Genomic DNA, 21,939 nt, shown 5'->3' with positions numbered 1-21,939 from the left:
AAATTTCTATATGAATTTATCATGCATAATAAATGCCATGATTTCAAAATTGAACATACAGCAGATATTCACGCACTAGAATCTCTCTGCATTAAAGCTACACAGCTCGTATCCGGGATTGATGAAAAACAACGCATTCATCATTTATTACAAGTCTATTTGTTTCCCCATTATAAAGAAAAATTAGTTCACGGCACTCATATAGAAAAACAAAATATATTAGATATTATTTCTTTCTTCAAAATAAAAGAGTTTGAAAATGAGGTAAAAGCTATCTGCACTCAAACATCTGGATCTATCCAGCATCAAGCATTTACTACATTAAGTACATTAAACACAAGGCAAGCAATTTTACTTGCTACAAGAGTCCATGACTCTATTCCCATCACTATGATCGCTTTAAGTATTTCTCAAACTGAAAATTTTTCTGTTTGGGTTGAGTTTTTCCATACATTACCTAAACAATTTCAATACGAAATTTTAAATGCAATCGGTACACGGGAAGAGAATAGCTGCTATCTTTTCCTCATTCAAAACTTAACGAATGAAGATGAAGAAATTATTATTCGCTCGTTACATGCTATTTCAAAGTTAATGCCGAAAGCAGAAACAAAAGAGCATGTTAAACATTTATTTAAAAAGGACAGTTGGCAAATTCACCTCATGCTTATTCGTGTAATAAGCCCCTTTAAAGATGAAATGTATTTCCCTTATTTACTAGAACAAGCAGGGCATCAATCTTGGTGGGTACGTCGTGAAGTCCAATATGCAATTCAATATTATTCAAACTGGCAAGAAAAATATATTGAAATTGCCTTACATCACCCTGATCGTTTCGCACGTGAAAGTGCATTAGAGGCTCTAGCACGAAAGGATGTGACAACACATGCATTATCTTGATATATTTTTAAAAATTTCACAATGGCTCTTCTTACTCTACATGGGCGTTGCTATCTTATTCTATACCGCTATATTTCTTATTTCTGCATTCACCTTGAGAAAAAAACGGGAACGTGATGAAAATAGAGAATTACTTCATTATTTGCAGTCTAGTATTACTCGACCTGTTTCTATTATTGTTCCTGCGTATAACGAAGGAGTCACTATCGTATCAAGTGTCCAATCACTCTTAACGTTAGAATATCCTGAGTTTGAGGTAATCGTTGTAAACGATGGATCAAGTGATGATACGTTAGAACAATTAAAAGATCATTTCCAACTATATGAAATCCAGAACGTGGTTAGATTACAATTAGAAACAGAGACCATTCGAAAAACATATCGCTCATCTGTTAATAAACAAATTATTGTTGTCGATAAAGAAAACGGCGGCAAAGCGGATGCTTTAAATGCAGGTATCAACATTTCAAACTATCCGTATGTTTGTTCATTAGATGCTGATTCTCTCTTAGAACGTGATGCACTTATGAAAGCTATGAAACCAATTTATGAATCTCCAGAGAAAGTTATGGTAACTGGCGGAAGTGTTCGTATTGTGAATGGTTCTTACATACAAAATGGTCAAATGATCGAAAATCGTCTTCCAAAACAACCTCTTGCTCTCATGCAAATTATTGAGTATTTGCGTGGATTCTTATTTGGGCGCTTAGCATGGAGCAAGTATAATATTCTTCCTATCATTTCTGGTGCATTCGGTATTTTCGATAAAGGAGAAGTTATTCGTGTTGGAGGGTATCAACGAAAAACTGTCGGAGAAGATATGGAACTTGTCGTTCACCTCCATAAAAAAGCTTTACAAGATGGAGAAGAGAAGAAAATCATTTATAATCCAAACGCAATTTGTTGGACACAGGCTCCCGATGATTTAACAACCTTCCGCAAACAACGGAGTCGTTGGCACCGTGGTTTAGGTGAAACCTTATGGCGCCATAAGGATATTTTATTCCGTCCAAAATATAAAGCTTTCGGTATGATTGCAATGCCGTTTTATTTATTACTAGAATGGCTCGGTCCTATTATTGAAATACTTGGCTATTTACTACTACTATATCATTTACTATTCGATGAAATTTTCACAGAATATGTATTTTTACTGTTAGCTGCTACCGTACTATACGGATCATTCCTATCCGTAGGAGTTGTTTTATTAGAAGAATGGAGTATGAAAAAGCAAAATAGTATTAAAGATTTCACACTCTTACTTCTCTGGTCGTTAACTGAATCATTTTGGTATCGTCCGCTGACTGTTTGGTACCGATTTTTAGGACTATTTCAAAGTCTTTTCCGAATTAAAGGTTGGGGGAAAATGAAACGTAAATCTCTTGAAAACCAATCTTCAGAACGTTTTTGGTGGCTACGAAGAATTGCCTTCATCCTAATTATTTTAGCAGTTATTTTCGGGATAGATGCAACAAAACACCGATTGCAACCAACGCTCCTAAAAAGCACTGCAGATAATATTTCATATGGTTTTAAAGCAGAGCGAAATAAGCAAACCCTTCAGCATTATACAGGAGGCAAATGGGAAGATTGGACAATTAAAGGTGTGAACCTAGGTATGGCAAAACCAGGGGCATTTCCAGGTGATGCTGCAATTACAAAAGCAGAATATAAAAAATGGTTGAAACAAATTAGCGAAATGGGTGCAAATACGATTCGTATTTATACCATTCACCCTCCTGCTTTTTACGAGGCTTTATTTGAATTTAACCAACAAGCAAAACAACCTTTATATTTCTTCCATGGTGTATGGGTTGAAGAAGAACAACTGTTAGAAACAAAAGATGCTTACAAATCAAAAAATGAACTCTTTAAAAATATTGAAAGAACAGCCGATGTAATTCATGGTAATACAACAATCGCTGCTGAAAAAGGACATGCTTACGGCGAATATAATTATGATGTGTCACAATATTTAGCTGGTTGGATTCTGGGGATTGAGTGGGATCCTGACATGGTCATCGAAACAAATAAAAAACATGCTGATAAAACTTCATTTAAGGGGAAATATTTCGAAGCGAAGAACGCCAGTCCGTTTGAAATTTGGCTAGCTGAAGGAATGAATCATATCGCTCAATATTCTATTAGCAAATATGAGACCGCTCAGCCTATCGCTTTTTCCAACTGGGTTACAACAGATTTACTAGATCACCCTGCCGAACCGTTCATCGGTGAAGATGCTGTATCTATAAATCCAAATCATATCTTTGCTAATAAGAATTACCCAAGCGGGGCGTTTGCCTCTTATCACGTGTATCCTTATTACCCTGACTTCTTGAATTTCGATCCAGATAAAACAAATTTCAAAGACCATCGCGGGCAATCCAATAGTTACGCTGCTTATTTAAAAGACTTGCATGATTCACATGAAATGCCTGTTGTTATTTCAGAATTTGGTATCCCAGGATCCCGAGGTATTTCTCATAAAAATATACATGGAAAAGACCAAGGGCATATGAATGAAGATGAACAAGGGAAACGTAATGCAGAGCTCTTCGAAGATATTATTCAGGCGAAATTGGCCGGCGGTATTGTATTCATTTGGCAAGATGAATGGTTTAAATTCTCTTGGAATACAACTAAATATGATAATACGGAAGAACGACCACATTGGAACAACGTACAAGTTCCTGAACAACATTTCGGTTTGCTATCATTTGAATCCCATACTATTAATGTCGATGGTGATACGAGTGATTGGAAAACAAAAACAAAAATTGGAGATAAGAATGGTTACACGACTTTCGTAACACACGATGAGTCCTATTTATACTTATCCATTCATCGTCCAAAAGCTAGACCTCTTGAAGAGGAACCTATTACAATTGGAGTAAACATATTACCTGAACAAGGAAATAAAGAATTTAACGGCCTTTCTATGAAAGAAGGCGCTGATTTTAAAATTGATCTGCACGGCGGACAATCTAATCAAGTACTTGTTGATTCTTACTATGATGTATTCTCTTATGAATTTGGTTTCCAACGAAATCTAGTTCCTTATACAAAACCTGAAAAAAATAGCGGGCAATTCTCCCCTATTTATACAGCATTAAGTTTGCCAATTACATTACCACTTACTCAGGAGCAATTGCCATTTGAAAAATTTAATGTCGGAGCATTAACTATGGGAAATAGCAATCCGGCTAGTGCTGATTACAACTCACTTGCAGATTTTTCTACTCCTGCAAAAGAAACCATTGAGCTTCGAATTCCTTGGATGGTATTAAATGCAAAAGCACCAAACATAAAAGAATTTATTGGTGATATTTATGCAAACGAAGAAATAGATGGTTTAACTACGAAACAAATTATTAACGCAATTGGATTTACAGTTCAAATTGGAGCTGAAAACATTACAACTGCATAAGATGGCGAATATGCTATGTATAACTATTCAAAATGGGGTGATGTTGTCGAATACACATCACGACTCAAGAAGAGTTACTACTACATGCAAAAAGTATATCAAGCTACAAAATAACAAAAAGCAAGCTACCTTTTAGTAGCTTGCTTTTTGTTATTTTGTATATATATTTACTGATTTACTTTTTTAATACTCTCTTCTTCCTCTATATGTTCCTCACGATATGAAATATTATGAGGATCTAGCCCATTTCCTAAAGAACCATAGAAATGCTCTCTATGCGGATCCACTAATTCCCTTCCTTGATAATACACACGTGGTGTATTCCATAGCGCTGCCAAAGCTTTTGTCATCGGCATCTCATGATAACGTTCCGGCCACATTTCTTTAATTTTCTCTTTTACTAACGGGTAGTATTTAGAGCTCATAGCAGGGAACAAATGATGTTCTGTATGATATGAGAAATTGAAATGTAAAACGTCTATCCAACGCGGCACTGTTACTGATAAACAGTTTGCTAACGGATCATTTACTGGAACAATTGGATTTAAGCGGTGATTTGTTGCGATATATGCCATTACAATAAAGTTAGCAATTAACAATGGAATCACATATGCAAATAACCATTTTCCAGGTCCCATAATAAACAATAAACTAATCCAAACAGTCCAAGGCAAAAGAAGTTGAAGCCATACAGATTTTTGATTGGATGACTTAAACTCTTTTATAAAATGAAAGAACATTCGAGTCGAATGCAATGTAAATTGAATTGTTAGTGACAGAAAACTAAAGAATGAACGTACATGAAGAGGCATGCGATATACCCAGCTCAAAAACTTACTCTTTTTAAGCTTCTCAAGTGTAGGCCATGCATCTGGATCATTCTCTTCATGTTGTGTATGAACGTGATGCGTTGCATTATGCCACTTTCGCCAAAGTTTAGGACCTGTTGATAATGGCATAAATGCAATCGCTCCTAAGAAATCACGAAGCCATGCCTTTCTTACAACAGTTCCATGTAAAATCTCATGCCCTAAAAACCCAAGTGAAGCAAAACATAATCCAAGAACGATCGCAATTCCTAGATTAGCCCACACATTCAATTCAAATACACCAATCGATATTAACCCCGCCAATGCCACAAGCAAATAAGCCAGTCCACCAAACAGACGAGTAGGAACTGGTTTAAATGCCTTTTTCGGCAAATGTGGTGATACACGTGCTGCATACCACCCAAACGTATGAAGCTCCTTCATCCTTTTGCCCCTTTCTTATGCCGCGCCTTGCGCAACTTACATATATCAATTCTTGCTTCCAGATTGATTTTACTAGGTGATTAAAAAAGCCTCTATTATAAGGAAAATATACTCACTCTATCGTCACTTACTTTTCGCTTTTATTATCAATGAAAAACATTTCTCTTTTTACTCTCTATCAACCTTTCCACATGATAAATCATATCAATAGAATTTCCACATTGTCAATAACTTTTATGACCTAGTAATAAAAGTTGGTTATATTTTTATAATTATACTTTATTTCACTAAAGAAAAAACATAGATTTTATAAGGTTTCATCCATTATGCATATACGTACTTTGCCATGCTATAGACTCTATCTTATTCAAGAACTCTCTATGTAAACAACAAATACACTCATCTAAATCTAGTTTTACACAACTTCTACCTCTTCATACCGACAACATCTGATAATTATATTAAGATAATTTCATCTTTCTTTTAAATAAAAATAGCCTCCCTCTCAAACAGCACACATGAATTTCATATCATATGGAAATATTAAAAGGAAAATTGTTCTAAATCAGGAGGTTTCCTTAATGACAAGCGATACATTTCCACAATTCCCATCATCTTATTGGATTGAATCTACTCAAATCCCGACTTTTCCCCCTTTATCTGAAAATATAAAGACAAAAGTTGCTGTTATCGGTGCTGGTATTACAGGTATTACTACTGCCTATTTACTTGCAAAAGAAGGCATCGATGTTGTATTACTTGATTCTGGTCTTATTTTAAACGGGACGACTGGGCATACAACAGCAAAGATAACAGCGCAACATGATCTTATTTATGATGAATTAATCAATCATTTCGGTATGGAAAAAGCCGGGCTTTACTATGAATCAAATAATCATGCTCTACAATTTATTAATGAAACTGTGCAAACATATAAAATCGACTGTAATTTCTCAAATGAAGATTCATATTTATATACAACTACCGATAAGGGATTAAGAAGTTTATCGAAAGAATATGAAGCCTATCAAAAATTAAATATACCTTGTGACTATGTTCAATCTCTACCGATTCCAATTCCAGTACAATCTGCACTTGTCATGAAAAATCAAGCCCAGTTTCATCCCCTTCTTTATTTGAAAACATTTTTAGAAAAGTTTGTGGAGATGGGCGGAAAAGTTTACGAACAAACGACTGCTATGGATGTAGAAAAAGGAGATTCTCCACAAGTCATTACAAAGGGCGGACATCGCATTACTTGTGAATATGTTGTCTCTTGTTCACACTTTCCTTTTTATGATGCCAATAGCTTTTTCTTTACGCGAATGTACGCAGAACGCTCTTATGCTCTTGCTATTAAAACAAAAACAGATTATTCAGGTGGCATGTATTTAAGTATTGATGACCCAAAACGCTCCTTACGCTACACTACAAGCAATGGGGAAAAATTAATTTTAATTGGCGGAGAAAGTCATAAAACAGGACAAGGAATAAACACGATGCTTCATTACGAAGTACTTTATTCTTTTGCGGAAGCAACGTTTGGAATAGATGAAGTTCCTTATAGATGGTCAGCACAAGATTTAATTACGCTAGATAAGCTCCCTTATATTGGACATATTAACGAGAGCAATCCAAATATATTTGTTGCAACTGGATATCGTAAATGGGGAATGACAACTGGAACTGCTGCCGCTCATTTACTGAAGGATTCCATTCTAAAAGTAGACAGTCCATATAAAGAACTGTATGCACCATCAGGCTTCCATGCAAATCCAGATATAAAAACGTTCTTCTCCCAAAATCTTGATGTTGCGAAACATTTAATTGAAGGAAAGATTGAAACTGCATTACGTAAACCAGAAGATCTCGAAGTTGGTGAAGGATCTGTCGTACATGTTAACGGGAAACGAGCAGGTGCTTATAAGGACAAAGATGGAAAATTACATATTGTCGATACAACTTGTACACATCTCGGCTGCGAAGTTGAATGGAATAATGGTGATTGTACTTGGGACTGTCCTTGCCACGGTTCACGCTTTTCAATTGAGGGAGATGTTATTGAAGGTCCGGCAGATCAACCGTTAAAACGAGTTGATAATGAGTAAACAAATAAAGAAGTTCAACAGGAATCCTGTTGAACTTCTTTATTTGTTATAAAACCTTTTCATATAAATCCCGATACAAGAAGGAAAATATTAACACCAAATAAAATAATATACTCATCTACAAATTAAAAGGGGTGATTACTATGCAACCTTCAGCTCCACCTCATCTAGAGTCTACAGAAACTATCTTTTCGAGCTCTATTACAAAACTTGTTGTTTTTATTTGTTGGCTAGCTATTCTAGCTGATGGATATGATTTAGGTATTTACGGTGCCGTTCTGCCAAAGCTCCTAGAAGACAAAAGCTGGGCACTTTCGCCGGCACATGCTGGTACAATTGCTAGCTATGCTTTATTTGGTATGTTTATTGGCGCTATTCTAGTTGGAACCATTACAGATCTAATTGGACGGAAATGGACGCTTATATGCTGCTTAGCACTTTTTTCTATCACAATGGGCCTAGCTGCACTTGCTCCTTCTCCCGAATTATTTGGTTTATCTCGGTTTATCGGAGGAATCGGATTAGGTGGTGTTATTCCAACAGCTTCAGCACTTACTGTTGAATATTCACCAAAAAAGCGACAATCTTTTATTTATGCTCTTATGTTTACTGGCTATCCTTTAGGGATCGTGTTAGGCGCTATTTTGTCGATGTTTATGTTAGAAGGTTTCGGATGGAGAACTATGTTTGGCATCGGAATGATTCCACTACTCCTTATTCCTTTCATTATTCGTTATTTACCTGAATCCATTCAATTTTTATTATCACGTAATCGCCAAAAAGAAGTTGACCAAATCCTTAATCGTTTTCAAATTGAATTCTATGTGAAAGATGAAACGCATCAACCCTCATCTAATATGCGAAAGAGAAATGGATTTCTTACTTTATTCTCAAAAGAATACAGAAAAGCAACGCTGCTCTTTTGGATCACTTATATAATGGGTATGTTTTTAATATACGGTTTAAATACTTGGTTACCTCAGATGATGCGACAGGCAGGATACCCTCTTGGATCTAGTTTATCATTCCTACTTATGCTAAATATTACTGCCGCTATCGGTGCATTATTTGCTGGAGCAATCGCCGATCGTATAGGAGCTAAAATTGTTATTAGCATCTCCTATCTTATGGCAGCTATATGTATTGGACTATTAACAATTAAACCATCTGTTACAATCATCTATCTTTTAATTGGTCTTGCTGGAATTGGATCAGTTGGCATTACTCAAATATTAAATGCATATGTAACACAATACTTCCCATCACATATCCGAGCTACTTCCTTAGGCTGGGGACTTGGACTTGGCCGAGTTGGCGCAATTACTGGTCCTATTCTTGTCGGTATTATTATGACAATGCAATATGACTTAGCATGGAATTTTTACTTATTCTCATTTGCAGGTCTTCTTGCAGCTATATCTGTTTTCTTTATTCCTACAAAATAAAAAGAGCACAAACTTACTTGTGCTCTTTTTCGTATACCGCAAACAACATATCTCGAAACAATGTATTTAAACTCTCAATATCGATCCCTAATCCCTTTTCAATTCCTTTTACGTATTGCTGATAGTAATGAATTTGTTCTTCTAAAAATTGATTCAACACCTCAATTTTCAATCCAACATCTAATTCAGTACCTGCCTTTTTCTTTATTAACAACCGTTCAATTTCATCTAATACGCTACGCTCTATTGATAATTCTGTAATTAATCGATCGAATTCTACAGGAGGCAAAGTTATTTTCTCCTCTAGCCACTTACAAGCCAAAATAGGACGCAATACATAAAAGTACTTTTTCAATTTTACATTCTCACCTTGCAAAAATTCACGATAATTTTTTGAAGCCATATGTAGGTAATGGTATATCGTTGCTTTTGGATCAAAATTCTTTTCACTCATTTGCTGAAGCTTTTCTGGAAAATTAGAGTTTTTCGAATAAAAAATGGGTGATCGAATTCATTCGAGTAAAGCTGGGTTTGACTTTGCAAATAGTTGTAACGCTTTTTTAATATCCCATCCGCTTATATCTAAATCATCACTAATCGGATACTCAATTACATCTCGTTTATCATGAATGGATAAATACCATTCTACCGGGTGCATATAAACGAATCTAACATCATAATCACTATCTTTTGATGGAAATCCCCATGCACGACTCCCTGACTCCACAGCGAATAAAATTTTTACATCATTTTCTTTCTCAATTCGTTCTAACTCCAACTTAATTTTCTCTCTCATTTCATACCCTCTCCATTTTTTGATTATTTCCTTGGAAATTCGACAAATATATTACTAAGTTTACTACATACTAAAATAGCTGTCAGAAAATTTCCGACAGCCTGTCAAAATTCGTTATTTTTTACTTGTTCTTTTCAGTTACACTAACCGCAATTCGTTCAAACTCTTTTTGAATCTCCTCTTTGTATGCATCTACTTTTGAAAAGTCCATAGCAGCAATATAAATTCGTTCTAATTTATCACGAACTGATTTCGCTTTCGCTAAAAAAGACATCGCCTCATTCATTTTTGCTTTATATTGAATAGAGACGTCACGAATTTCCTCCGCATACTTCTCATCCGTCCCTGGTGTTACAATAAGGGCATACATATCTATAATTTCATCACCTTCGCGGCTTGGAAAATATTCATGTGGTGCGGTGCTATCGAAAATCGCAAACCCTAATTCTCTTACGATCACCATATCAAGACTATTTGGATCAAACCCGCAATGATATACTTCAACTTCAAATCCTTTTTCTTCTGCTGCCTTAGCTAATTTTTTGAGCATTGTTGATTTCCCAGAACCTGGGCGTCCTTTTATAAAATAACGATGTGGTAATCCTTCTGTTAAATTAGGAACAAAATCAACTGCTCCTTTCGGTGTAGCTGCTCCTAAAAACCGATGTTTCACAAGCGATTGTTTCCCAACTTTATCTGTAAATAATTTCTGAATGAGCTGCTCGGTTAGTTCGTTCGCTTTATTAAAATCAATATTACTAATATATATTTTCTCCCACTCATCATGTATAACTAATGCCTCGTTAAAACGAGCGTAAGCAGCTTGAAAAGCTTTGCTTGCTTCTGAAACAAATCGTTCAATTTCCACTTTCTGCTTTCTTAACTTATCTGAATCCCAAGCAATTCCTAAATTAATATACTCCTCGACAACTCCTGGCATTTTTGGCTCAATAACATGCGGTGATGTTCCATCAACAATTCCTACTTTTAACTTCGGGATAATGACACCATCAACCGATTTATTATCAGAAGAACAATGTAAAAATTCAATATCATATCCCTTTTCAACCCATTCACGACCTATTACCTTAATTAAAGAAGATTTTCCCGTTCCAGGTCCACCCTTTAAAATAAATAATCTGTTTAGTCCTTTTAAATTCTCTTCATATAAATTATGAAATCCTCTAGCTGTATTTCCACCAGCATAATAATTCAATACATTCCCTGTCACTGCACTCACTCCTTCGCAGCATTCTATTTACATAAGCTACAATATGCGAGCAACTTTATTTGGGTGAATACCTATTTTGTGTTGCACAGAAAAAGGAAATGAATTACAATTTTATTATCACGAAAATTCCGAACTTTAAATTGAATATACCTTTATCAAGAGAGGCAGAGGGACCGGCCCTTTGAAGCCCAGCAACCTCAGTTTATACAAACTGAATAGGTGCTAATTCCTGCAAAATGCATTGCATTTTGAAAGATAAAACGTAACTATTGTGTGCAAAACTCATCTTTCTTGATTATGAAAGGTGAGTTTTTTATATTTCAAAATATATACTTGGAGGTATTTAAAGTGAAAGTAATTGACCTATCCCAAACATTTGAAAACAATATGTCTCAATTTCCTGGAACACCAAAAATCAATTTAGAAGCCATTACAAGTGTTGAAGAGACAGGATATCAAGTTACAGATTTTCATTCTGTCGTTCATGTTGGTACACATTGTGATGCTCCTGCTCATTTCATTTCAGGCGCAACGACTATTGATCAATTGCCCCTAGATCAATTTGTAGGTGAAGCTGTTCTTATTGATGTAACTCATGTACAAGAACGAAAACTACCTAAAGAAGTATTACACAATGCTGACATAAAAGAAGGTGATATTGTCATTTTCCATTCCAACCTATCTAATAAATGGAATACAGAAGCGTATGAACAAGAAGCCTTTTATCTTTCCGAAGAATTAGCTGAAGAATTAGTTCAATTAAAAGTAAAATCTGTCGGTTTAGATTTCATTTCTCCTGACGAGGTAACGACAGAAACATCACCGATTCATCACATACTACTTGGGAATAATATTTATTTAATCGAAAACTTAACAAACTTAGATTCCATTAATGCGAAACGTTTCTTTTTCTCAGCAGCTCCTTTAAAAATTAAAAATAGCGATGGTGCTTTCGCAAGAGCATTCGCTGTAATTTTTTAAGCAAACTATACAAAAAAGCAAAGATCATCATTGACCTTTGCTTCTATTTCTTTTATTTAAACTAAGAAAGAATTGCTCAACGCGAGGACGTAACCAAGCTAAATAATCTTTCTCTTTCTTCTTTGTACAAGCTATTTCTTCCCCATCGACCATTCCGACAAGCTCTAGCTCTAACAGTTGCCTCGTAAATGCTAGCATATTTATTTCTTCTTCCGGATACTCTTCTTTTAATTTCTCCTCAATTTCCCCTAATAAAAAACCGTCACGCATCATTGCCAATGCATCAATCCAAAGTGGCGGCATTTCATATTTTTCTCCTGTAATTGTATCTTTTACAATATAATTCTTTTGCTCTTTTCGAAATTGAATCGTGTGCAAGCATACAGTCGAATTTAATGTTAATTCCATCATACCACCTCTTTCATAATATCTGCATAGAAAAAAGGATGCGCGTGCACCCCTTCTTTTTCTAACACTACCGAACCGTTACATGAATAACAAATCTCATGTCGATATTTTCCTCCATTATAAACGAAGTATTTTATAAAAAAAACCCTTCTCGAAACATTTTATAAAATGTTTATATTTACGCAACAAGAACACTTTTCTGAAAAATATTTTCTTCTAGCGCATTATGCTATCGGTAAAAAAATCTCCACTTTCATTCCTAGCTCTCCGCTACTTTGAATCGCAATACTTCCTTGCTACTCCTCATGATCAATACAAAAACTCTACATATTATCTCATTAAATGATAAGGAAATTACTTTCAGGACAATATGTACGTTTATAACGCGAAAAGGAAGGAGATTTCCCCTTCCTTTTCATCACAATTTATATCCACCTTACTCGATCATGTAGCAATCCATCCGTAAAGTCATTTCCACCAACTACAAAATCATTCATATATAAATTCAAATATTCTCCGTACTTACTTTCTGTATTTAGTAATAATTCCTCTACATAATAGGCACCTTGTTTAAAGTTATCGAACAGTAAACTACACAAGCCAGCATAAATGCCACATCCTACTTGGAAGTATGTCGCATTCGTTTTATATTTATGAAAAACTTGACTGCTATTCATCACGTTATACATATAGGTCTCGCTATTTTCATAAACGAGTAATACACCGACTAGATCCTCGCCCGCAATCTCTTCTTCAGCTGGATTAAATACTTTACGATTCCAATTCCATAGATCTTCTACCTTATCTAAATTCTGTCTAATTATATTTGTTGTATACTCGTTAATTCGATAAAGAAACCCTACTTCCATGTTAAAGTTTTTCCCTAAAATTAAAACTTCCTCATGCGGCATCAAACAACCATAAAACTCTTTCTCTCCCAACTTTACTTTATACTCTGAAGCATATACATCTTCATAAAAGTAAAGAGGACGATGATGACTCATATACATCGGATAACTCCATATCGCTTCATCTAGAAATCGCTCTACTGCCCATGAAGCATACAGTGTATGAGGCTTTATAAGTGCTGTATCATTCAAAAATGACGTATCATGTTCTACTATATAGCATGCTCTTGGCTTTTCATTCGGGCGTTCCTTCATAAGTTCAACAACCATCCATTGAACGACACCTGGATTCATACCTGAGCCTATAATTGCTTTTGTATTTGTAAATTTATCTTTTTCCTTCTCAAATCTCGTATATCTTTCCGTAAGCTGAAAGCCGATTAAACTATCATCCTGATCTACTGCCTCGTTTTCCAAAGCTGAATTAATATAACAAATTCCAAGTTCATTACAACAGCTTAATACTCTGATCGTATCTGCCCCCGAAACATCAATAACAACGCTCGTACTACTTTCTTTTAAATGCTTTTTAAATGTCACTACATCTTGGAGGTCTATTTCGGATAAAAACAATTGATCTTTCAAATTTGGAAACAACTCGTCATAATACGTCCTATCTTTTTGTTTTATATCAACCAAATAAAATGTAACATTCTTTATCACTTCATAAATCGGGTCTTTTTCATTTACTATCGCTTGATTTAAAATCGCTAAAACTGCTTTTGCTGCTCCACCAGCACTGCCAAGTAATGTAATCGATAACGAATTTGGAAACTGCTCCACCAACAAAACCCCTTTAATATATTAGTTAAGCAGTTCTCCCTCAAAAAAATAAATTGAATACATCAAAAGATAGCTCGTACATATTTTTTATAATTTCGCACAAAATTTCCTCTTCAACAGTCATACTAACATATTTATATTCAATTCATTTTTTCCCTCATATTCAAATCGACCTAAACAAATAGGCTCGACCTTTTCTTCTACATATAAAAGAAAAAGCCAGCCCTTTCAATTAACTTACGGACAATGGACAGATTTTACATGTTGAATATTTACATACATTTTCGCATCACGCGCCTTTAATATTTCAATATGACCTTCATCAATTTTTGCCATCTTTCCGATTTTATTAGATTCCTCACCTAAATCGAACACCATGATTTTGCCAGCCATTTTAATAAGCTGTTCTTCAAAAGTTCGAGCTAACGTAATATTTAATGGATTCACGGGGAGTTCATTTTTATTGAGGGCATAAGGCACTTGATTTTCTTTATACGGAATTAACCATTTCAAATGCTTTAAAGATATATACACTGTTTTATAAACCGGGCTATAAAAAACGATATAATCGTTCATTACACTTGTAACATATCCATGTATTGGAGCATTTCCAGCTACATAAATTTCTGTAAAAATCCCTTTAGAAGTACTTAATACTTTCCTCAAAGAAATTGAAGGTGACTCTCTCTTAATTACAGAATCCACATCTGGTTTTAAGATTTCTTCATCATGTGGTCGTAAAAATTTATAATATTGTACATGGTATAAAGATATATATACGTAGTCTTGTCCATTGTAAAGAACAACGATATCATTTCCTACGTCTATTAATACACCTTTAAACCTTTTTTCACCAATTAATTTAACATATATATTTTCTCCAATACTTTTGTTTAACTCATTCATCTATATCCTCCTTCCTATGAATTTCTTCTTTCCTGTCTTTCATTTCTAAAAAAATAATCAGGGCAAAGTTCTGTTTTAATAGTAAGTAATTCCTTTTCATACTATTGAAATAAGAAATTGTTCTTCTCTTTCCCTCATAATGCCCCTCTTATTTATTAAACATTATTCATCTTCATTCTTTTTACATTTAACTACTTGACTCACACTCTTAATATGAGACTTAACTACATAAATCACTTCATCGCAGTTTACTAGTGTAATGCAGCCATGGTGTACCTCACTTAACAAACCTTCCACACATTCTGGACCACCACGATTAATTTTTACCCACTTATACTTCAAGTCTTTTAATATATCTAGAAAAGTATCCTCATCAGAGCAGAAACATGAACTATAGCAATCACCACATTTACTTTCTTTTACTTTCTTAACTAGACTCTTCACATGCTTCAAGTGATAATATACTAATTCACCATGTGGTAATTGTAACGTTAGATAATCTTTGCCTAACGATACAAGCTCACCAACTCGACTTTCTGGTCCGCGAAGGTTTACTTTGACAGTCTCACCAACTAAACATTTAATTTGGTCACAACATAATACATTCTCCAATTTCGTATCCCCCTTTCTTATTATCTTCCTCTACTTGATTGTCTTTGTGCACGAGCACGACCTGAATTATTGCTACTTTCCTTACTATCGTCGCTCTCATCGCTCTCTCCACAAGCTAAAGCATTATAGTTAACACTTTTAATATGCTTTATTGCAATTAAGATAATTTCTTCTTTTACGATTAATGTTACGAAGTCACAAGAAACATCTTGTAAAATGCCTTCCACTTTCTCTGGACCACCGCGATTAATTTTCACCCAGCAATATTTGAAACTTTCAAGCAGTTCTTCAAAGTCTTCTGCACAGGCGCAATCTTCCCACTCGCAATCACTTGATCCACATTCTTTCGCATTTTTTGTGATACTCTTTAGATGTTTAAGTTGATAGTAATAAAGCTCACCTTTTTCATTCTGCAATACGAAGTAGTCCGGACATACTGATATTATTGTTCCTTTTTGAGATTCTGGACCACCCCTGTTTACTCTCACAAAAGATCCAATTAAGTCTTTCAAAAAATCACAATGAAATAAACTCACGAGAAAACCCCTTCCATTAATTTATAAGCTTTTGCACTGATAGTATATGTATCTGTACAGGTTACGTTCTCTATGTTTGTCCTAGCTAGAAAAAAATATGCTTTTAACATGGTAGACTACTACCTATCAAAATTTGAGGAAAGGCTAAGAACTCCTTATGCTTTTAATATCTTTAAACAAAAAAATCCCTTATGAAGATACATTTCTGCATATCTTCATAAGGGATTTCCCATAGTTTAATCTTCGTCTTTAACATCCATATCTTCTGGAATTGGTTCGTTCAATATTTCTTCCACTAATTGCTTATATTTCTCCATTTGTTCTAAATGTGTATTGAATTGTTCTTTATTTAATAAATATTGCTCTCCATCAAATAGTGCACGAATTTTCTTTTGCTGAATTAACTCTTCAATATACGACTTTGGTAAATTTAAATACTCCGCAGCTTCTTCTACTGTTATATACAACTCGTTCATTCCTTTATTATTTTTTCCTATATACTGTATCTTACTTTATTTTTGTAAACAAATAAAAAAGATTTTGTAAATGCAACCTAAAAAGCAGGTAGATGCATTCCATATATTGTATAATAGTATATAGTAAGAATTTTTTAAATATAGAATGGTATTACCCATTTACACAAAGGAGAGTTAACATATGGCTACTCGTCACATCATTACAATGTTAGAAAAAACATTACAAATTGAAACAGAAAACACAATTTCTCATTTAACTGCATCTTTATCTGATCGTATTCTTTCTCAAAGCGTAGCAATACAGGAAAACAATTGTTACCATACAATTGGAGAATGGTACAAAAATCATTTCTTATTCCAACAAGATGATTTCCTTTGGGCTAAATACGTTTTCTATGACGCATATTGTGAGGAAATAAAAAAACAAGGTCATCTTACAAAACGTGTTCGCCAAATATTAGAATCATTAGCTCGAATGCATGGAAAACAGTACATTGCTTCTATATTAAACATGCCATTTCCTAACGAACGAGCTAAAGGAACAGCATAATGTAATACAGTTCTGCGTCAGCAAAACATAGATTCATTATTTTCTAGGAAGATTCACAAATAAAATGTTCATGTCACATGAACTGATGAAACCGGTGTCATTATAATGATTGAAAATATAGTAAACAGGAAAACCCCCATTTACCTCTCTCATCATTCGAATAGAGAAGTAAATGGGGGGATACTTGTTCCTTTACTATTTCATCATCTGCTTAATCAATTCTCGATTTCTCTTCTTAAATACCTCATTATGCGAAGAAACCATTCCATACTCACTTGCATCTGGCTGAATAAATTGTTTCGCTTTATTCACAGCATTTCCAGCATCTTGGAATGCTCCCGCAATTAAGTGTAATTTTCCTTCATGCTTTAAAATATCCCCAGCAGCATATAATCCGTCTACTGAAGACTCACTATTTGCATTCCCTGCAATATAAAAATTATCTATAATCGCAACGTCTAACTCACTATTTTCTAATAATGTAATGTCACGTTCATATCCATGATTAATAATAACTTCATCAATAGGTAAATGAGAAACTTCACCTGTCTCATGATTCGTTAATTCTACATATTCAATCGCTTCATGACTATCACCAGCAATTAATTTTGTAATCGATGTATGAAAGAAACACTCAGCTGAGCTGTTCAGCAGTTGCTTCACTTGTGCTTCATGACCAGATAATTCTTCTTTTCTATATGTTACATATACTTTTTTCGCGATTGGTTCTAATTCATTTGCCCAATCAACGGCAGAATTTCCTCCGCCGGAAATAATGATCGTTTTATCTTTGAAACGCTTTAAAGACTTCACTGTATAATTTAAATTCGATACTTCAAATCGCTCAGCACCTTCAATTGATAACTTTTGTGGTTTCAATATACCACTTCCAGTTGCCACAATAACTGTTTTTGAAAAGTGTTCTTTTCCATCGTTTGCTTTTAACGTAAAAGTGCCATCTTTATTACGAATAATCGATTCTACTTTTGTATTTAATACAACTTCCGGCTGAAATGTTAACCCTTGTTGTACAAGTTGCTCAATTAATTTATCACCTGTAACTGGTAATAGTCCACCTACATCCCAAATCATCTTCTCTGGATAAACATGTATTTTTCCACCTAGCTGTGGTTGAAATTCTATTATTTTCGTTTTCATTTCTCTGAGTCCACTATAAAAAGCTGAATAAAGCCCTGCAGGTCCTCCGCCTATCACAGTTACATCAAACAATTCTTCTCGATTCATTCGTGCTCACTCCTCAGCTACTAATAATTGATTATCATTCTCAATAAAATATAACCTGTTTCCGCAAAATTTACAATTAAAATTACTATTGACAATACAACTAGATAAAATTATATTATTTAATGAATCAATAGTGATAATCATTATCAATTTGTTAATAATTAGAAAATTTGAGGTTACATCTTCTTTTATTAGTATGGTTAATACTATATTGTGACATCTCACATTCAAAATTTTTAATAAATATTTTGTATTACCACTACTCTTTCAAAAAGATTGCAGTTAAACAAATTATCGTATACACATATCATCTATTTAAAGGAGACAGACGATGAAAAAGTTATTTATTTCGCTAACAGTTCTTTTCGTTCTTGTTATGAGCGCTTGTAGCAATGGCTCTACAGACAAAAAGAACGATGCAAAAGGTAGTAAATCAGAAACCATTACATACCAATCTGAAAATGGTAAAGTAGAAGTTCCTGCAAATCCAAAACGCGTTGTTGTTTTATCATCATTCGCTGGTAACGTAATGTCATTAGGTGTAAATCTTGTTGGGGTAGATTCATGGTCTAAACAAAACCCACGTTTTGATAGCAAACTTAAAGACGTTGCTGAAGTATCAGATGAAAATGTTGAAAAAATCGCTGAACTAAATCCAGATTTAATCATCGGTTTATCAAATATTAAAAATGTCGATAAGTTAAAGAAAATCGCTCCTACTGTAACATACACTTACGGAAAAGTTGATTACTTAACACAACATTTAGAAATCGGTAAGTTATTAAACAAAGAAAAAGAAGCAAAAACTTGGGTTGATGACTTCAAGAAACGTGCACAAGAAGCTGGTAAAGAAATTAAAGCAAAAATCGGTGAAGATGCTACAGTTTCTGTTGTAGAAAACTTCAACAAACAGCTTTATGTATACGGCGAGAACTGGGGCCGCGGAACAGAAATTCTGTACCAAGAAATGAAATTAAAAATGCCTGAAAAAGTAAAAGAAAAAGCATTAAAAGAAGGTTACTACGCATTATCTACTGAGGTATTACCTGAGTTTGCTGGTGATTACTTAATCGTAAGTAAAAACAAAGATACTGATAACTCATTCCAAGAGACAGAATCATATAAAAACATCCCAGCAGTAAAAAATAATCGTGTATACGAAGCAAACATGATGGAATTCTATTTCAACGATCCACTTACATTAGACTTCCAACTAGACTTCTTCAAGAAAAGCTTTCTTGGTAAATAATACAAACATGAGGAATTCTTAAATTAAGAATTCCTCTTCCTTTATTCTATGAAAAGAAAAGATGTGAAACGAATGACAAAAGAACATGACAATACACGTTCTATAGCTTTTACATACAAATTAATTTTAAGCATAATTGCATTCTTTCTTATTTTTATGGTAGCAATGGTATTAGGTGCTGCAGATACTTCAATAAAAGACGTATGGTCAGCACTCACTTCCTCCGCTAAAGGGGATAAAATATCTATTATTCGCGAAATACGTTTGCCCCGTGAAGTTGCCGCTATTTTTGTAGGAGCTGGACTTGCTGTTTCTGGAGCAATTATGCAAGGATTAACACGAAATCCACTTGCAGATCCTGGATTACTCGGGCTATCTGGTGGAGCAAATGCTGCGCTTGCACTAACCCTTGCTTTCAACCCTTCCATCAGCTATCTTTACTTAACATTAGCTTGCTTTATCGGTGCTGCAGTTGGTGCAATTATGGTATTTGGAATTGGTATGGTGAAAAAAGGAGGGCTCTCCCCTCTTCGAATTGTATTAGCTGGTGCTGCCGTTTCAGCATTTCTACTCGCAATTTCAGAAGGAGTCGGCATTTACTTCAAAATTTCACAAGATGTATCACTTTGGACTGCTGGAGGTGTAATTGGAACTACTTGGAGCCAATTGAAAGTTATTATTCCAGTCATTTCAATTAGTATCTTTATCGCTATCTTACTAGCAAAAAAATTGACAGTTCTTAGTTTCAGTGAAGAAGTGGCTATTGGACTAGGTCAAAAAATTATTGTTATTAAAACCATTCTATTTATCATTATCATCTTACTTGCAGGTGCGTCTGTAGCACTTGTCGGAAATATGGCATTTATCGGTTTAATGGTACCTCACATGGTACGCCCAATTGTCGGGCCAGATTACCGATTTGTTATACCGATGTCAGCAATTGCTGGTGCTTCCTTTATGCTACTTGCAGATACAATTGGACGTACCATTAACGCTCCGTACGAAACACCAGTTGCTGCTATTGTCGCAATTGTAGGATTACCATTCTTCCTATTCATTGTACGTAAAGGAGGAAAAATGTTCTCATGATCCCATCTATTCTAAGAAAACAACGTCTTATTATACTCGCTTTACTTATACTAACCATTACAACTATTGTAATTGGAATGGGGCTCGGTTCAGCATCTTTATCTTATGAGCGACTACTCCCAACACTAATGGGACAAGGAACTTTTAAAGAGGAATTTGTTTTATACTCTTTAAGGCTACCTAGAATTATCATTACATTATTAGCTGGTATGGCTCTCGCTTTATCAGGAGCTATTCTGCAAGGAATTACCCGAAATGATTTAGCTGAACCTGGTATTCTCGGAATCAACTCTGGGGCCGGTGTTGCTGTTGCTATTTTCTTTTTATACTTTCCAATAGATGTAGGCTCATTTCTTTACTTACTACCTGTCGTTGGATTTATTGGAGCATTTCTAACAGCTGTTCTAATCTACTTGTTTTCATATAGTAAATCAACTGGACTTCAGCCGGTGCGATTAACATTAACCGGTATCGGTTTTGCATTTGCACTATCTGGAATGATGATCGTCTTTATTTCATCCGCAGATCGTATGAAAGTGGACTTTATCGCCAAATGGATTGCCGGTAACATTTGGGGAGATGACTGGATCTTCGTTTTAGCAATGCTTCCATGGTTAATCGTATTCATTCCGTTCGTTTTCTATAAAGCAAACCGATTAAACATTCTAGCATTAAACGAACCGGTCGCAATTGGCGTTGGAATTGAAATTGAAAAAGAACGCAGATACTTATTAGTGGCAGCCGTTGCGCTTGCAGCTGCTGCAGTTTCCGTAACAGGAGGAATTAGCTTTATCGGACTGATGGCTCCTCATATCGCGAAATCTTTAGTAGGTCCAAGGCATCAAATCTTCATGCCTATCGCCCTTTTAATCGGCGGATGGCTATTACTATTAGCAGACACAATTGGACGAAATATCGTTGAACCTAACGGTATCCCAGCAGGTATTGTTGTCGCTTTAATTGGTGCTCCTTACTTTATGTATTTGTTGCTTAAGAAGGCGTAAAAAACACCCTCAAGAATGAAATCTTGAGGGTA

18 protein-coding genes, 1 pseudogene and 1 riboswitch are annotated in these 21,939 nt (G+C 34.8%); of the genes and pseudogenes, 9 read left to right on the top strand and 10 right to left on the bottom strand.

What is annotated here, in order from left to right:
• Positions 1–21 precede the first annotated feature (21 nt).
• Both EGX95_RS28545 and EGX95_RS28540 read left to right on the top strand, forming a co-directional pair.
• Positions 22–900: a HEAT repeat domain-containing protein gene (locus EGX95_RS28545; RefSeq protein WP_001992506.1), complete on the top strand. Its 879-nt coding sequence runs from the start codon at positions 22–24 to the stop codon at positions 898–900.
• The gene (locus EGX95_RS28540; RefSeq protein ID WP_226812332.1) at positions 887–4,327 is read left to right on the top strand and encodes a glycosyltransferase family 2 protein; all 3,441 of its coding nucleotides are present in this window, start codon (positions 887–889) and stop codon (positions 4,325–4,327) included. The genes EGX95_RS28545 and EGX95_RS28540 overlap by 14 nt, the downstream gene beginning before the upstream one ends.
• A 167-nt stretch (positions 4,328–4,494) precedes the next feature.
• Here the strand turns inward: EGX95_RS28540 and EGX95_RS28535 are convergent, their stop codons facing one another.
• Positions 4,495–5,580 (bottom strand): Delta(10) desaturase DesB, encoded by a 1,086-nt coding sequence (locus tag EGX95_RS28535; protein ID WP_123805799.1) that lies wholly within the window; start codon positions 5,578–5,580, stop codon positions 4,495–4,497.
• Between the two features lie 581 nt (positions 5,581–6,161).
• Between EGX95_RS28535 and EGX95_RS28530 the strand changes: the two genes are divergently transcribed.
• Positions 6,162–7,688, top strand: a complete 1,527-nt coding sequence (locus tag EGX95_RS28530; RefSeq protein WP_063263810.1) for an FAD-dependent oxidoreductase — start codon at positions 6,162–6,164, stop codon at positions 7,686–7,688.
• Between the two features lie 143 nt (positions 7,689–7,831).
• A complete protein-coding gene (locus tag EGX95_RS28525; RefSeq protein WP_001183095.1) occupies positions 7,832–9,133 on the top strand; it encodes an MFS transporter in 1,302 nt (433 codons plus the stop codon).
• Between the two features lie 13 nt (positions 9,134–9,146).
• Here the strand turns inward: EGX95_RS28525 and EGX95_RS28520 are convergent.
• Positions 9,147–9,929 (bottom strand): annotated as a pseudogene (locus tag EGX95_RS28520) (nucleotidyltransferase domain-containing protein).
• 121 nt (positions 9,930–10,050) lie between these two features.
• Positions 10,051–11,160, bottom strand: a complete 1,110-nt coding sequence (locus EGX95_RS28515; protein WP_000147495.1) for a PRK06851 family protein — start codon at positions 11,158–11,160, stop codon at positions 10,051–10,053.
• A gap of 149 nt (positions 11,161–11,309) precedes the next feature.
• Positions 11,310–11,422: riboswitch (SAM riboswitch) on the top strand.
• A gap of 86 nt (positions 11,423–11,508) precedes the next feature.
• Between EGX95_RS28515 and EGX95_RS28510 the strand changes: the two genes are divergently transcribed.
• Complete coding sequence (locus EGX95_RS28510) at positions 11,509–12,141, top strand: cyclase family protein (protein WP_000862962.1); 633 nt, start codon at positions 11,509–11,511, stop codon at positions 12,139–12,141.
• 27 nt (positions 12,142–12,168) lie between these two features.
• On the opposite strand, the gene EGX95_RS28505 is transcribed toward EGX95_RS28510, so the two are convergent.
• From EGX95_RS28505 to EGX95_RS28480, 6 genes are all read right to left on the bottom strand, one after another.
• Positions 12,169–12,549, bottom strand: coding sequence for a hypothetical protein (locus EGX95_RS28505; protein ID WP_000424113.1), 381 nt, complete (start codon positions 12,547–12,549; stop codon positions 12,169–12,171).
• Between the two features lie 425 nt (positions 12,550–12,974).
• Positions 12,975–14,240: a hypothetical protein gene (locus tag EGX95_RS28500; protein WP_000434744.1), complete on the bottom strand. Its 1,266-nt coding sequence runs from the start codon at positions 14,238–14,240 to the stop codon at positions 12,975–12,977.
• A gap of 237 nt (positions 14,241–14,477) precedes the next feature.
• Positions 14,478–15,146: an LSm family protein gene (locus EGX95_RS28495; protein ID WP_001004270.1), complete on the bottom strand. Its 669-nt coding sequence runs from the start codon at positions 15,144–15,146 to the stop codon at positions 14,478–14,480.
• A gap of 162 nt (positions 15,147–15,308) precedes the next feature.
• A complete protein-coding gene (locus tag EGX95_RS28490) occupies positions 15,309–15,758 on the bottom strand; it encodes a spore coat protein (RefSeq protein WP_000432501.1) in 450 nt (149 codons plus the stop codon).
• Positions 15,759–15,778: 20 nt separating this feature from the next.
• Positions 15,779–16,294, bottom strand: coding sequence for a hypothetical protein (locus EGX95_RS28485; protein WP_000051521.1), 516 nt, complete (start codon positions 16,292–16,294; stop codon positions 15,779–15,781).
• Positions 16,295–16,530: 236 nt separating this feature from the next.
• Positions 16,531–16,770, bottom strand: a complete 240-nt coding sequence (locus EGX95_RS28480; RefSeq protein ID WP_001004507.1) for a helix-turn-helix domain-containing protein — start codon at positions 16,768–16,770, stop codon at positions 16,531–16,533.
• A 181-nt stretch (positions 16,771–16,951) separates the two neighbouring features.
• Here EGX95_RS28480 and EGX95_RS28475 point away from each other — a divergent pair, with 181 nt between their 5' ends.
• Positions 16,952–17,320, top strand: a complete 369-nt coding sequence (locus EGX95_RS28475) for a hypothetical protein (protein WP_000235473.1) — start codon at positions 16,952–16,954, stop codon at positions 17,318–17,320.
• A gap of 195 nt (positions 17,321–17,515) precedes the next feature.
• Here EGX95_RS28475 and EGX95_RS28465 read toward each other — a convergent pair whose 3' ends face one another.
• On the bottom strand, positions 17,516–18,565 hold the full coding sequence (locus EGX95_RS28465; protein WP_001078293.1) for an NAD(P)/FAD-dependent oxidoreductase: 1,050 nt from the start codon (positions 18,563–18,565) through the stop codon (positions 17,516–17,518).
• A 331-nt stretch (positions 18,566–18,896) separates the two neighbouring features.
• On the opposite strand from EGX95_RS28465, the gene EGX95_RS28460 reads away from it, so the two are divergent.
• Genes EGX95_RS28460 through EGX95_RS28450 form a run of 3 tightly spaced genes read left to right on the top strand, consistent with a single transcriptional unit; the run spans position 18,897 to position 21,907 of the window.
• Positions 18,897–19,814 (top strand): iron-hydroxamate ABC transporter substrate-binding protein, encoded by a 918-nt coding sequence (locus EGX95_RS28460; protein WP_000732578.1) that lies wholly within the window; start codon positions 18,897–18,899, stop codon positions 19,812–19,814.
• Between the two features lie 48 nt (positions 19,815–19,862).
• Complete coding sequence (locus EGX95_RS28455) at positions 19,863–20,903, top strand: FecCD family ABC transporter permease (RefSeq protein WP_000823048.1); 1,041 nt, start codon at positions 19,863–19,865, stop codon at positions 20,901–20,903.
• The gene (locus EGX95_RS28450) at positions 20,900–21,907 is read left to right on the top strand and encodes a FecCD family ABC transporter permease (RefSeq protein ID WP_063246612.1); all 1,008 of its coding nucleotides are present in this window, start codon (positions 20,900–20,902) and stop codon (positions 21,905–21,907) included. Before EGX95_RS28455 ends, EGX95_RS28450 begins: the two co-directional genes overlap by 4 nt.
• Positions 21,908–21,939 lie beyond the last annotated feature (32 nt).

Origin of the sequence: Bacillus sp. FDAARGOS_527 (assembly GCF_003812125.1) — a bacterium.
In the GTDB taxonomy this organism is placed as follows: Bacteria; Bacillota; Bacilli; order Bacillales; family Bacillaceae_G; genus Bacillus_A; species Bacillus_A paranthracis.
This window is presented reverse-complemented; position numbering and strand designations above follow the sequence as displayed.